The organism is Catenulispora pinisilvae (assembly GCF_015356865.1).
GTDB classification, from domain to species: domain Bacteria; phylum Actinomycetota; class Actinomycetes; order Streptomycetales; family Catenulisporaceae; genus Catenulispora; species Catenulispora pinisilvae.
Window position 1 is genome coordinate 1 of record NZ_JAAFZA010000272.1, and the last position, 12,860, is coordinate 12,860.

Sequence of the window (12,860 nt, forward strand, 5' to 3'; positions counted from 1 at the left end):
CACCCACACCCACACCCCCCGTCCAGAACAGGTCATGGCTTTCGCGCCACGCCCGCAGATAAGCCGGATCCCCGGTGCTCACCGAACAGTAAGCCAGCAACCGCGCCAACGTGTCGTGGTGCCAGTACGGCGGCGGAGTCGGCAGCGGATAGACCTTGCCGGTCCGCAGGTCCTCGTGGGTCCGGCGGCCGTCGTAGTCGTGCTGATAGGACCAGCCTCCGTCGCCGCGTTCGGCCAGCAGCCAGGCGCCGAAGCGGAGCACGGCGTCGTGCAGCGACCCGATGCCCGCCTCCTCCGGCGCGGACCCCTCCGGCAGGAGTTCCAGCCGGTCCAGCACACCGCCGAGGGCCAGCAACCCCATCCACGGCTTGGTGATGTACCCCATCCAGGCGTGCATGCCCGCGCCGCCGCCCTGGTCGCCGAAGGTGCCGTTGGCACGCTGGCTGGCCACCACGGTCTGCGCGCCCTCGTCGGCCAGCCGGAGGAAGTGCTCGTCGCCGAAGTAGCGGTAGAGCAGGATCGCGGCCCGCAGATAGCACGCGTCGCGGCCGACGGCGAGCCTCGGCCACGAGTTCAGGTGCGTCGCATGCGCGCTTTCCACCACGGTCTGCGCGGTACGCAGCAGGAAGGGGTCGCCGGTCTCCAGGTAGGCGGCGATCGTGCCCTGCATCCTGCTCATCGGCAGCGACAGCGCGTTCGGCGGGTGGCCGTGCATCCGCATCAGTTTCGCGGCGTGGTCGACCGCGATGTCAGTGATCGCATACCCGGCGCGCAACGCGTCCTGGTACCCGTCCCCGGTCCGCCAGGCGTCGAGCAGCAGCGCGTACGGGAGCTCGCCCTCCCAGCCGGGTTCGTAGCGCGGGCCGTCGGGCAGGTCCCACCGCTGGAGATCGTTGCGCGGGACGGTCGCGTCCTCGAACCCGCCACGCACCATGTGTTCGCGTACCCACCGCCGCGCCGCCCGCAGGCTCCGGTCGTCGTCCGCGGTCGTGATCGGCAGCACCGATCGGGTAGTGAGCTCCTCGCACAGGCCGTACCACCAGTCCGGCGCGAGATAGCGGACGACTGTGGGTGAGCGGTCCGACAGACTCAGTGAGAAGCGAAGCGCACGCGCCATTCCGCGCGGGAAGGTCCGGTCTTCGGCCCGGAAGAGGAACGGGTCGCCGGTCTGCTCATCGGGACAGGCGCCGCCGAACACCTCGACACCCGCGTACGGCTGGAGGACCACCCAGCCGTCTTCGTTCCTGATGTCGCCGGGCCGCGTCGGCGTCGCCAGCCGGGAGACCTCGGCGAAGTCGAAGCGTGCGGCGCCGACCGTGAGCAGGCGGGACGAGCCGTCCCAGCGCTCCGGCAAGTCAGACGAATCAGCCGGCTCGGCGGCCTGGATACCCAGCACCGGGACGACATCTTCGAGTGCCAGCCCGTCGTCCACGAACCGTGCGTTGACGTGCCGGGCGAAGACCTCGCACACGCCGTTGCGGTGCAGCCGCACGTGGATGCTCGCGTTGAGCCAGTTGTGCAGGTGGACGAACGTGTTGGTGTAGCTGGGCTGCTCCCGGTGGTCGGCACCGGTGAGATGCCGGTGCGCAATCGTGCCGCCCATCTCGACCGTCAGACGTTCCTCGGTCTCCTCCACGACGACCAGGCGGCAGGCCTCCCACCAGTGCACGACCCCGCCGGTCCGCAACCCCATCGCCAGGCCGACCGACCGGCCGCCGAACCCGAGTCTGAGCAGGCTGCGTTCCCAGACGTAGCCGGGCTCCGGGCTCCGCTCGAAGACCTCCATCGCCGCCCACGCCGGCAAGTCGCCAGCTCCGCGAGCCGCGACCTGGCGGACGGTCGGGAGCGTCGCGGGCGCGGTTCCAGCGACTCCAGCCGCCCCAGCGTCCGCCGCCAGTAGCAGCCGTCGCGCGAACCCAGTGCCTGGCCACCGCCCCAGCCGCAAAGCATCAGTGGGCTGCCCGCCGAGCGACACCGGGACCGGTTCGACCCGCGGCCACGGCAGCGACGTGAGCAGCAGCCCTGCCTCCTCCTCATCGCCCACGCGCGTCAGAGGCAACCCCTCGACCAGCCCCAGCAGCTCGCTCATCGCAGCGCCCGTCACACCGCCCATCACAGCACTCACCACAGCGCCCCGCCCATCACAGCTTGACGGTGTCGCCGGTACGCGCGGACTCGTAAAGCCCCAGCACCGTGGCCAGCACCCGCCGTCCGTCGGCCGTGCCGATCGCCGGCGGCCGACCGTCGCGGACGGCGGCGACGAAGTCCCGGTACTGGGCTTGCGCCGCGCCATAGATGTCGATGGCGTCACCACCGGACAGTGCGGAGTGCTCGGGGTAGGCGGCCGACGCCGCGACCCGCTCGGTCCCCGGCTGGAGGCGGGTCGTGCGCAGATACCCGAGTTCCCGCTCGCCGACCTGGGCGCTGCCGAGGTCGCCGTATACCGCGACCCGCGAGTCGCGCCCCGGGTAGGCCGCGGTGGTCGCGCTGACCCCGGCGACGGCGCCGGAGGCGAACCGGACGGTCCCGACGAGCGTGTCCTCGACCTCGATCCGCTCGTGCGCGAGCAGTCCGGCCTGCGCCTGCACCGCGACCGGCTCCCCCAGGAACCACAGCAGCAGGTCCAGGGAGTGCACGCCCAGCGTCATCAGGGCTCCGCCGCCCTCGACGGCCGCCGTGCCGCGCCAGGCCGTCGAGTCGTAGTAGGACTGCGGCCGCCAGCTCGTCGTCTCGGCCACGCCGGACGTGAGCCGTCCCAGGTCCCCGGCGTCGATCGCCGCCTTGACGCGGACGGCCGCGGGCTCGAAGCGGCGCTGGCTCATCACGCCGACGGTCAGCCCGCTCCGGCGCTCGGCCTCGATCACCCGGTCGGCGGCGGCCAGGCTGATGTCCAGCGGCTTCTCCACCAGCACGTGCTTGCCCGCTTCGAGCGCGGTCACGACCGCGTCGGCGTGCAGGCCGTGCGGGATGCTGACGCTGATCGCGTCGATGTCCGGGCGCCGGCACAGCGCTTCCAGTCCCTCGACCGCTTCGCAGCCGAGCTCCCCGGCCACCGCCGCGACCCGGTCCGGGACCGCGTCGGCCACCGCGACCAGCCGGGCCTGATCGGGCATCGAGGAAATCACCTTGGCGTGGACCACGCCGTACGAACCACAGCCGAGCACTCCGAATCGCATGTCCTCATCAGACTATCCGAGGCGCCATTCCGTCAAGCAAAATGGTTATTTCATTTTTTGGAAGCGCCGGAAGCGCCGGAAGCGCCGGAGGCGCCGGGAGCGCCGGCGCCACCGGACAGCACCGGCACGTCGGGGACCGCGGTCAGCGTCGCCGCCGCGGCCTTCAGCGCGGTCGCGACCTCCTCGACCTGCCGCAGCGGGAACCGGGCCGAGGGCGCGCTCAGGCTCAGCGCCGCCGGGAACGGCGTGCCCTCGATCGGCACCGCCAGGCAACGTCCGTCGATCTCGTTCTCGCCGTCGTCGAACGCGTACCCCAGGCGGCGCACCCGGCCCAGCTCGTTGAGGTAGTCCTCGGGCGTGGTGATGGTGTTGGCGGTGCGCGCCGGCATCCCGGCGGCCAGTATCCCGCGCACCTGGGCCTCGGGCAGGCGGGCCGCGATGGCCTTGCCCAGCGCCGTGGAGTGGATCGGGTCCCGGTCGCCGCGCGTGGCGGCCAGCCGGACGCCCCGGCGGCTCTCGACGATGTCGAGGTAGATCGTGGTGTCGCCGTCCAGCACGCCGAGGTTCAGCGTCTCGCCGAGTTCGTCGCGCAGCCGCTCCAGCACCGGGCGCGCGCGCTGGCGCAGCACCTCCAGGTGCCGGGACTGCATCCCGACGAATCCCAGACCCAGCCGGAACATGCCGGTGGCGGGGTCGCGCTCCACGTAGCGCCGGGTCTCCAGCGTCCACAGATAGCGGAACGCCGAGGACTTGGGCAGGCCGGTGGCCTCCGCGACGTCGATGAGCGACACCCCGTCGACCGACTCCTGGAGCAGGTTGAGGATCGCGCAGACCCGGGCGACGGCCCGCACCGAGTAGTCGCGCTCCTCCGACCCGTCCGGACCGCCTTCCTCTGGGGCGTCTGGAGCTGGAGCCTCTGGAGCCTGCACCGGCTCCGTCGGCTCCCCGAGCTCGTCCGTCCTCCGCTTGGCCGACCTGGTCACTGCCACCGCATGCCTCGTGTCTCGATCAGTGAATGATGTGTTTCATCTTATCGACGGAACGTCGGGAGCTCCAACCATGACGGGGCATCAGGAGCGTGGATGACGGTCAGCGTATAGCGGTCTGGCAGGGCCGCAAGGCGCGGCCAGGAAGCCGGGGCGACGCACAACCGGATCCGGTGGCCCGGCCGCACTCGCCACGCCGTCGAGCCCACGTCCAGCGCGAGGTCCTGATCGCGGTCGGGCGCGCTGAACAGCCGGTGGCCGTGCTCGGCGACCGGATAGGACCGGCCGTCCGGATACACGTCACACAGCCGCAGCACCACGTCGGCGACGGCCGTCGAGGCGCGGACCCGCAGCCGTGCGCGGACCGTTCCGACCACGTCCAGCTCGGCCGCCAGCGGCGCGGAGGTGTAGGTGAGGACGTCGGGCCGGCGCTCGACCTCGGCCTGGTCCGCCGGACCGGGGCGCGGCCACACGCCGAACAGCCGGCCGCCCAGAGACGGCGCCGGATCGTGCGGATCATGCGCGACGGTCCGCGGGCCGGTCCGTGGGCCCAAGCCGGCCGTCGCAGTCCCCTGCGGAACCTCGCTCAGCACACCGTCCGCGCCGAGCCGCAACGTCCGCCGCCCGGCCTCGGTCTCCGTCTCCGCCGGCGGCCAGTCCGGCAGCTCCAGCCACCGATCCGCACCCATCTCGAAGACCGACACCGTCACCCCCAAGTCAGCCGCCTCCGGCTTGAGCGCCGCCCGCAGCCAGCGCAGGCGCTCCTCCGCAAGCCCCACGCGGGCGCCCTCGGCGTTCACCCCCTGGTCCAGCTCCCCCGCGACGCGGCCGCCGACGTCGCCGTGCGTCCACGGCCCGACGACGAGCCGCTGCGGCTTCCCGCTGTGCCGGGCGGCGCGGAAGGCGGCCAGCGCGCCTTCGCAGAACACGTCGTGCCATCCGGCGACATGGAACCCGGCCACCGGCGGCGCGGTCCCGCCGCCGGCGATGTTCGCCCAGTACTTCTGCTTGGGCGAAGTCCCCCAGTTCCTGGCGGGGGGAAAGATCTCGCCCCACGGTTCCTCCGCGATGGGCTCAGGCGGGAGGTCACGCAGCTCCGCCGCGCGCCGGGCGGCTTTCTCGTCCGGCGCGGACCCGCTCGCGGCCAGCCCCAGCGCCCAGGCGCGGGTGAACCCGAGGACCGGCACGCCGCCCTCGAACGTCCAGCCCTCGGCGAACCCGGCGGGGCTGACGGAAGGCGAGATCGCGACCAGGCCGGGCGGACCGGCCCGAGCGGCGAGCCACTGCGTGGCGGCCCGGTAGGAGGCGCCGAACATCGCGACCTTGCCGTCCGACCACGGCTGCCGGGCACACCACCGGACCGTGTCCGCGCCGTCCGCGATCTCCTGGTGGAAGGGCTCGAAGACGCCGCCGCTCTCGCCCCGGCCGCGCACGTCCTGGACCACGACGGCCCATCCGGCCCGGGCCATCCCGACGACGTCCTCGACCTGCCGTGAATGGGCCCGGCCGTAAGGTGTCCGGGAGAGCAGGACCGGCAGCGGCCCGCCCCGGTCCGGACGCAGGACGTCGGCGGTGAGGACCGTCCCGTCCCGCATCGGGACCCGGGCCGTCTCGACGATCAGGCCCATGCGGTCAGGCCGTCCCGGAATCCGCCGCGAGGGCGGCGTCGACCCGGTCCAGCGCGTCGGAGAGCTCTGCGTCCCCGTGCGCGGCCGAGACGTACCAGATGCCGCGGCCGGCGACCCATACCCCGTGCTCGGCCAGCAGCCGGGAGAAATCGGCGTACCGGACCAGGTCCAATTCCCGCAGCCCGCTGAGATCGCGGACCGGCGCGGAGCCGCCGGCGGACCGCGGCCCGCCGAAGGAGACGTGGAACGCCGCGGGCAGGCCCTGGATCCGCAACGGCACCTGGTGCTTGTCGCCGAGCTCCGCCAGCCCGGCGCGCAGCCTGGTCCCGTGGTCGGCCACGCGCTCGTACGGCGGATCCTCGGTCAGCACCTCCAGGGTCGCCACCACCGCGGCGGCGGCCATGACCGAGGCGTTGAAGGTCCCGGAGTGGTTGACCTCGCCGGTACCGAACCGGCCCATCAACTCCTCGCGCCCGGCCAGTGCGCTCACCGGCCAGCCGCCGGCCAGCGCCTTGCCGTACACGGCCAGGTCCGGTGTGACCCCGTAGTGCTCGGCCGCGCCGCCGAGGGCGAGCCGGAAACCGGTGATCACCTCGTCGAAGATCAACACCGTCCCATGGGCCGTGGCCAGTGCGCGCAGCGCCTCCAAGAAGTCCCGCTCGGCGACGATCGCGCCCTGGTTGCACATCATCGGCTCGACGATGACGGCCGCGATCTCCTCCCCGTGCGCCGAGAACACCTCGGCCAGCGCCTCGGTGTCGTTGAACGGCGCCACCAGCCAGTCGGCCAGCGCGTCGGCGGGCTGGCCGAGACTGGCCGGGCCGCCGCCCTCGGCCCCGAAGTCCATCAACACGTTGTCGACCCAGCCGTGGTAGTGCCCGGCGAACCGCAGCAGGCGGCGCCGCCCGGTGGCGGCCCGGGCCAGGCGCAGGGCGCCCTGGACCGACTCGGTCCCGGAGACCCCGAACCGGACCAGGTCCGGCCACCGCACGGCGGCGATGAACCGCTCGGCCGCCTCGACCTCCAGGACGTGTTGCGCGCCGTAGACCATGCCGGAGCGCACCGCCTGGGCGACCGCCTCGGTGACCCGCGGGTGGGCGTGGCCGAGGAATGCCGGCCCCTGGCCGAGCAGGTAGTCGACGTAGTCGTTGCCCTCGACGTCCCACAGCCTGGGCCCGGCGCCGCGCTCGAAGAACACGCGCGGTGCCAGGAGCCTGACGTTCGAGCTGACGCCGCCGGGTATCACGGCCTCGGCCCGGTCCCGCAGCTCCACGGTCCGGGTGGCCGCCTGCGACGTGGTCACGCGCGCTCCTCCGGCTCCGGGATCCAGAACACGGCGTCGGCCTCGATGTCGAAGCCGGGCAGCGCGACCGGCACCGTCGTCCGGGCCGGATAGGGCGCGCTCAGCCGAGCCGCGCAGACCCGGTTCCACTCGCCGAAATGCCCGTGGTCGCTGAGGTAGGCGCCGAGCCGGACCGCCCGGTCCAGACCGGTCCCGGCCGCCGCCGCGAGCGCCGCGAGGTTGTCGAACACGGCGTGCGCCTGCTCGGCGAAGGTCTGCCCGCACCGCTCCCCGGCCGCGTCGAAGGGCCCTTGGCCGGACACGAACAGCAGGTCACCGACCCGCACCGCCGGGGAGTAGGGACCGGCCGGGGGCGCTCCGGACGGGCTCGCGACAGCTTCGATCACGACGACGCTCCTCATTCAGAAATGAAATACTCGTTCTGCTCACTAAACTAGAGCCCAGAAAGCAAGGAGCGTCAACCCTCGCCTCCCGCCATCGCCGAGCCAGGGCCCCGCCACGCACGCTGAGCGGCACTGTCAGGTGCGGAGGCCCTTGACAACAAGAGGCGGGAGGGTCGAACCTCTGCACAGCAGAGTTTCAGCAACCGATACGGCGAGTTCACTAACGGAAGCGAGTGAGCCATGCGGCGACGACAACCTCCCCTCCTGGCGGGTGTGGCTCTGGCGGGAGTGGCGCTGTGCGCGAGCGCGTGCGGCGGCAGCAGCGCCGGCGGCGCCGGCGCGGCGGGTTCCGGCGGAGGCGGCGACCACCTGACGATCTGGAGCCAGTGGCTCAAGGGCCAGCCGGGACAGCAGTTCCTCCAGGCCGCCGTCGACGACTTCCAGAAGCAGACCGGCATCAAGGTGACGGTGCAGTGGAAGGGCAACGCCGTCGTCAAATCCCTGCTGCCGGCGCTGAACTCCCCGGACGTGCCGACCGACGTCGTGGAGACCAGCGCCAGCCAGATCCAGAACGTGCTCTACCCGGCCGGCGGCATGCTGGACCTGACGAGCGCCTACCAGCAGCAGGTACCCGGCACCGGCCAGACGGTGGCCCAGGTCGTCGGCCCGGCCGCGACCTCGCTGGCCACCCCGACCAACGCCGCCGGGCAGACCACCGGCGGACCGGTCGTGGTGCCGTACTGGGCCTCGGCGACCGGCGTCGTGTTCTACAACGGCCAGAACTTCCCGGCGCTGGCGAACGCCGCGCCCAAGGACTGGGACGCGTTCTTCGCGATCCTGGACGCCCAGAAGGCCAAGAACCGCCGGCCGCTGGCCCAGGACGGCAGCGTCACCTCCTACAACGCCGTGTTCTACAACGACTTCCTGGCCTCGATCCTCGGTCCGGACGCGCTGAACAAGGCCGAGACCGACAAGACCGGCCAGACCTGGAAGCAGCCCGGCTACCTGCAAGCCGCGCAGCTCGTGGAGCGCCTGGCCAAGGGCGGGTACTTCACCGACGGCTATGACGCCTCGAAGTTCCCCGCGATGGAGAACAAGTGGGCCAACAACGAGGCGGACTTCAACGTCAACGGCAGCTGGCTGCCCAGCGAGGTCGGCCCGGTCGCGGCTCCCGGGTTCGACTACCGGTCGTTCGCCTTCCCGGCGGTCGCCGGACACAGCGCTCCCCCGCTGAACGTGACCGTGAGCGGGATCGGCGTCCTGAAGTCCTCCAAGCACCAGGCCGCCGCTGAGAAGTTCGCCGCCTTCCTGCTCCAACGCGGCTATCAGGAACAGGTCGCGACGAAGATGCAGAACATCCCGATCGCCAAGGACGTCCCGGCGCCGGCGGCGGTCCAGGCGGTGAAGCAGGCGATCGACGCCGGACAGGTCAACACCGTCCGCTCCCCCGCCTCGCTGGCCGACTACAACGCGAAGATCTACTTCGGCCTGGACGACAAGCTCATCTTCGGCAAGCTCAGCGCCGCGCAGTTCATCGACTCGATGAGCTCGGACAGCGCCGACTACTGGAAGACGAAGGGCTGAGGATGGCCTCGGCAATCGTGGTCGGCCCCACGACGGAAGGCGGCGGCACCCGGCCGGTCGGACCCGGCCGGCGGCACTCACCGTTCCACCGTGCGCGCCGGCGGATGTTCGTCCCCTTCGTCTACCCGGCGCTGGCCGTCTACATGCTGATCATGGTCGCGCCGACGCTGTTCACGCTCTGGCTCAGCCTCAACCGCTGGGCCGGCGCCGGCCCGATGCAGTGGGCCGGGCTGCACAACTACACGGCGATGTTCCGGGATCCGGTGTTCCGGACCTCCTTCGTCAACACGTTCTGGATCGTGGTCGGCGTCGGCGCCGCGGTCTTCGCCATCGCCTTCGGCATGACCATCCTGTTGCAGGACATGGCCGGCCGCAGGTTCGCGCGGGCCGTGGTGTTCTTCCCCTCGCTGGTGCCGGGCATCGCGATCTCTATCATGTGGGGCTACCTGTTCAACCCCGACGGTCTGGTCAACACGCTGCTCGCCGACGTCGGGGTGCACAGCCACCCGGAGTGGCTGGCGCAGGACAACATGTTCAAGGTCATCCTCATCGGCATGACCTGGCTGTCCTCCGGCGTCTACACGGTGATCTTCATGGCGGCCGTGGACCGGATCCCGCCGGAGCTCTATCAGGCCGCTGAGATCGAGGGGGCCAGCGCGTTCCAGCGGTTCCGCTACGTCACCTTCCCGCTGATGAAGGACGTCGTCAGCGTGTGCTCGGTGCTGTGGTGCGTCGGCGCGCTGAAGACGTTCGAGTTCCTCCTGGTGTTCTCGGCCGAGTCCGGAGCGCTGCCGCCCACGAACATCTGGAACTTCGCGATGTACTCCTACGCCGAGGCGTTCAACCCCGACGGCACGGCCGACTACGGGATCGCCGCGGCCTGCGGCGTCATCGTCCTGCTCCTGACCGGCCTGCTGATGTTCCTGGCGCGCCGCGTGCTGCGCCGGGACGCCGACACCTACTAGCCGCCGGGAACGGAGTACTTATGACGAAGATCAAACGGCACCGCGGCTGGGGGCACCTGGTGACGGTGCCCGTCGCGTGGGCGATCGTGGCGGTCAACGTCCTGATGATCGTGTGGATCGTGCTGTCCTCGCTGAAGTCCACCCGCGAGATGGCGCTGCACCCGTGGTCGTGGCCGAAGCACTTCATCTGGAGCAACTACCGGACCGCGTGGGTGTCGGCGCAGTTCGGCGCCGGCGTGGGCAACTCGCTGCTGCTGATCATCGGCTCCGGACTGGCGTGCATCCTGCTGGCCGCCCCGGCCGCCTACGCGCTGTCCCGGTTCCGCATGCGCAGCAGCGGCTTGCACACCGCGTTGTTCGTCCTCGGCCTCGGGATCCCGGCGCAGACGATGTTCATCCCGTTGTATGTGGCCTTCGACCGCATCGGGCTCGTCGACTCCGTCTGGGGCCTGATGCTGATCTACACCGGGGCCGGGATCCCCTACGCGCTGTTCCTGCTGACCGCGTTCTTCCGGTCGCTTCCGGTCGAGCTCGAAGAGGCCGCGGCCCTGGACGGGGCCGGGCCGGGCTACACGTTCTGGCGGATCATGCTGCCGCTGGCGCGCTCCGGCCTGATCACGATCTTCGTGCTCCAGGCGATCGGGCACTGGGGCGAGACGTTCTTCGCGCTCGTCATGCTGCACACCAAGACGACGCTGTCGCTGTCGCTCTACAACTTCACGCAGACGATGCAGTACACCGGATCGCGCTACTCGGTGCTGTTCGCCGGTCTGGTCATCCTCATCGCGCCGCTGCTCGTGCTCTACATCGTGCTCGGGCGCCGGATCATCGAGGGCATCTCTGCCGGATACAGCAAATGACCGGGACTGGAGGTTCCACAATGATGAGAATCGGCCTGGTCGGTACTGAGAGCACGCACGTCGATCACATGATCCGGTACTGCAACGCCGAAGGGCGCGGTGGGGACGCGCGGATCGTCGCGGTCGCCTCGGAACCCGGCGCGAGCGGCTCGACCGGCGAACGCGACGTCGGGCTGCCGGTGGTGCCCGCCGCCGAAGACCTGATCGGGCTGGTGGACGCGGTCATCGTCACCGACCGGCACGGCGGGCGGCACGCGGCGCACGCGCTGCCGTTGCTGGCGGCCGGGCTGCCGGTCCTGGTCGACAAGCCGCTGGCGGTGAGCGTGGCCGACGCCGAGGCGATGATCCGCGCGGCCCAGCGCTATGACGCGCCGCTCACCTCGTATTCGGCGTTGCGGTGGCTGCCTGAGGTCCGGGCGCTGATCGCAGACGCGCCGCCGTCCGCGGTCGCCGCCACCGGCCCGGTCGATCCGGACAGTCCGCACGGCGGCGTCCACTTCTACGGAGTGCATCCCGTCGAGATGGCGCTGACGCTGTGTCGCGGGGACGTCGGCGCGGTCCAGGTGACGCGGACCCGGGACGCGGTCGTCGCCTGCGCGGCGGTCGGCGGGACGGCGGTCACCGTCACCATGGTCCGCCCGGATCCGAAGCCGGTGCCGTTCCATCTCTCCGTCGTCGCAGAGGACTGTTCCCTCGCTACTGCGGAGCCCGTACTGGACGACCACTATCTCTACCCCGGACTCGACGCGTTCTTCGCGATGGTGCGCAGCGGTGTGCCGCCGGTCCCCTACGACGAACTGCTCCGCTCCGTCCGCTTCCTCGCCGCTGTCTCCGATGCCCTCGACCTCGCTGCCGTTTCCGAACCAGGAGCCCACCTTTCATGACCGCGACCACGACGCTGGCTGACATCGCCAGGCGGGTCCACGAGCCCGACGAACGACTGATCCTCGAACTCGCCAAGACCGAGGGCGACCTGGTGGTGCTCGGCGCGGCCGGGAAGATGGGCGTCAGCCTGGCGCGCATGGCCGCCGCTGCCTTCGACCGGCTGCCGGGCGGGCGCACCGTCCACGCGGTGTCACGGTTCTCCGACTCCTCGGCCCGCGCCGAACTGGACCAGGCCGGGGTGCACACGGTCAGCGCGGACCTCGGCGACGACTCGGCGCTGGCGGGTCTGCCCGACGCCCCGAACGTCGTCTACATGGTCGGGCGCAAGTTCGGCACCACCGGCGACGCCGCGCCGACCTGGGCGACCAACGTCTATCTGCCGGGCCGGGTGGCGCAGCGCTACGCGGGAGCCAGGATCAGCGCCTTCTCCAGCGGGAACGTCTACCCGCTACTGCCGCCGACCTCCGGCGGCGCGGACGAGAACGTCGCACCGGACCCGGTCGGCGAGTACGCGCAGTCGTGCCTCGGACGGGAGCGGATCCTGGCCTACCAGGCGGCCGCGACCGGCAGCCCGCTGGCGATCATCCGCCTGAACTACGCGATCGACTGCCGCTACGGGGTCCTCACCGACATCGCCCGCGCGGTGCTCTCCGGCAATCCGGTCGACCTGGGCAACGGCCTGGTCAACGTGATCTGGCAGGGCGATGCGAACCGCTACGCGCTCAGCGCCCTGGCGCACGCCGACAGCTCCGGCAAGGAGCCGCTGGTCCTCAACGTGACCGGCCCGGAAACCGCCTCCGTCCGCTGGCTCGCCACCGAACTCGGCCGCCGCCTCGACCGCGAACCCGTCTTCGCCGGCACCGAGTCGCCGACCGCCCTGCTGTCCAACGCGGCCCGCTGCTTCGGCCTGTTCGGCTACCCGGAGGTGTCGCTGTACCAGATGCTCGACTGGACGGTCGTCTGGCTCCAGGAAGGCGGAGCGCTGCTGGACAAGCCCACCCACTTCACCGAGCGCGCGGGACGGTTCTGATGCTCACCGACGACAAGCGCCGGCGCCTGCGCGACGGAATGGTCATCCCCGCCCACCCAC

The 12,860-nt window shown here is 71.3% G+C and carries 11 protein-coding genes; 5 read left to right on the plus strand and 6 right to left on the minus strand.

Going from position 1 to position 12,860, the window contains the following annotated elements; all coding sequences use genetic code 11:
* From IZR01_RS42245 to IZR01_RS42270, 6 genes are all read right to left on the minus strand, one after another.
* On the minus strand, positions 1 to 2,089 hold a 2,089-nt coding region (locus IZR01_RS42245), incomplete at its 3' end, for a hypothetical protein (protein WP_194927108.1).
* 52 nt (positions 2,090 to 2,141) lie between these two features.
* The gene (locus IZR01_RS42250) at positions 2,142 to 3,176 is read right to left on the minus strand and encodes a Gfo/Idh/MocA family protein (RefSeq protein ID WP_194927109.1); all 1,035 of its coding nucleotides are present in this window, start codon (positions 3,174 to 3,176) and stop codon (positions 2,142 to 2,144) included.
* A 50-nt stretch (positions 3,177 to 3,226) separates the two neighbouring features.
* Positions 3,227 to 4,105: an IclR family transcriptional regulator gene (locus IZR01_RS53825; RefSeq protein WP_194927115.1), complete on the minus strand. Its 879-nt coding sequence runs from the start codon at positions 4,103 to 4,105 to the stop codon at positions 3,227 to 3,229.
* 101 nt (positions 4,106 to 4,206) lie between these two features.
* Positions 4,207 to 5,790, minus strand: a complete 1,584-nt coding sequence (locus IZR01_RS42260; protein ID WP_194927110.1) for a CocE/NonD family hydrolase — start codon at positions 5,788 to 5,790, stop codon at positions 4,207 to 4,209.
* Between the two features lie 4 nt (positions 5,791 to 5,794).
* Positions 5,795 to 7,093, minus strand: coding sequence for an aspartate aminotransferase family protein (locus tag IZR01_RS42265; RefSeq protein ID WP_194927111.1), 1,299 nt, complete (start codon positions 7,091 to 7,093; stop codon positions 5,795 to 5,797).
* On the minus strand, positions 7,090 to 7,479 hold the full coding sequence (locus IZR01_RS42270; protein WP_323746638.1) for a RidA family protein: 390 nt from the start codon (positions 7,477 to 7,479) through the stop codon (positions 7,090 to 7,092). Before IZR01_RS42270 ends, IZR01_RS42265 begins: the two co-directional genes overlap by 4 nt.
* A gap of 270 nt (positions 7,480 to 7,749) precedes the next feature.
* On the opposite strand from IZR01_RS42270, the gene IZR01_RS42275 reads away from it, so the two are divergent.
* From IZR01_RS42275 to IZR01_RS42295, 5 genes are read left to right on the plus strand one after another with little or no spacing between them, the layout of a single operon-like run.
* Entirely contained in the window at positions 7,750 to 9,060 is a 1,311-nt protein-coding gene (locus tag IZR01_RS42275; protein ID WP_194927112.1) for an ABC transporter substrate-binding protein, read from the plus strand.
* 2 nt (positions 9,061 to 9,062) lie between these two features.
* Positions 9,063 to 10,025 (plus strand): carbohydrate ABC transporter permease, encoded by a 963-nt coding sequence (locus IZR01_RS42280; RefSeq protein ID WP_194898267.1) that lies wholly within the window; start codon positions 9,063 to 9,065, stop codon positions 10,023 to 10,025.
* 20 nt (positions 10,026 to 10,045) lie between these two features.
* A complete protein-coding gene (locus tag IZR01_RS42285) occupies positions 10,046 to 10,885 on the plus strand; it encodes a carbohydrate ABC transporter permease (RefSeq protein WP_194898268.1) in 840 nt (279 codons plus the stop codon).
* Between the two features lie 20 nt (positions 10,886 to 10,905).
* The gene (locus IZR01_RS42290) at positions 10,906 to 11,769 is read left to right on the plus strand and encodes a Gfo/Idh/MocA family oxidoreductase (protein WP_194927113.1); all 864 of its coding nucleotides are present in this window, start codon (positions 10,906 to 10,908) and stop codon (positions 11,767 to 11,769) included.
* Positions 11,766 to 12,800, plus strand: a complete 1,035-nt coding sequence (locus tag IZR01_RS42295; protein ID WP_194927114.1) for an NAD-dependent epimerase/dehydratase family protein — start codon at positions 11,766 to 11,768, stop codon at positions 12,798 to 12,800. The genes IZR01_RS42290 and IZR01_RS42295 overlap by 4 nt, the downstream gene beginning before the upstream one ends.
* The last annotated feature ends 60 nt before the right edge of the window (positions 12,801 to 12,860 follow it).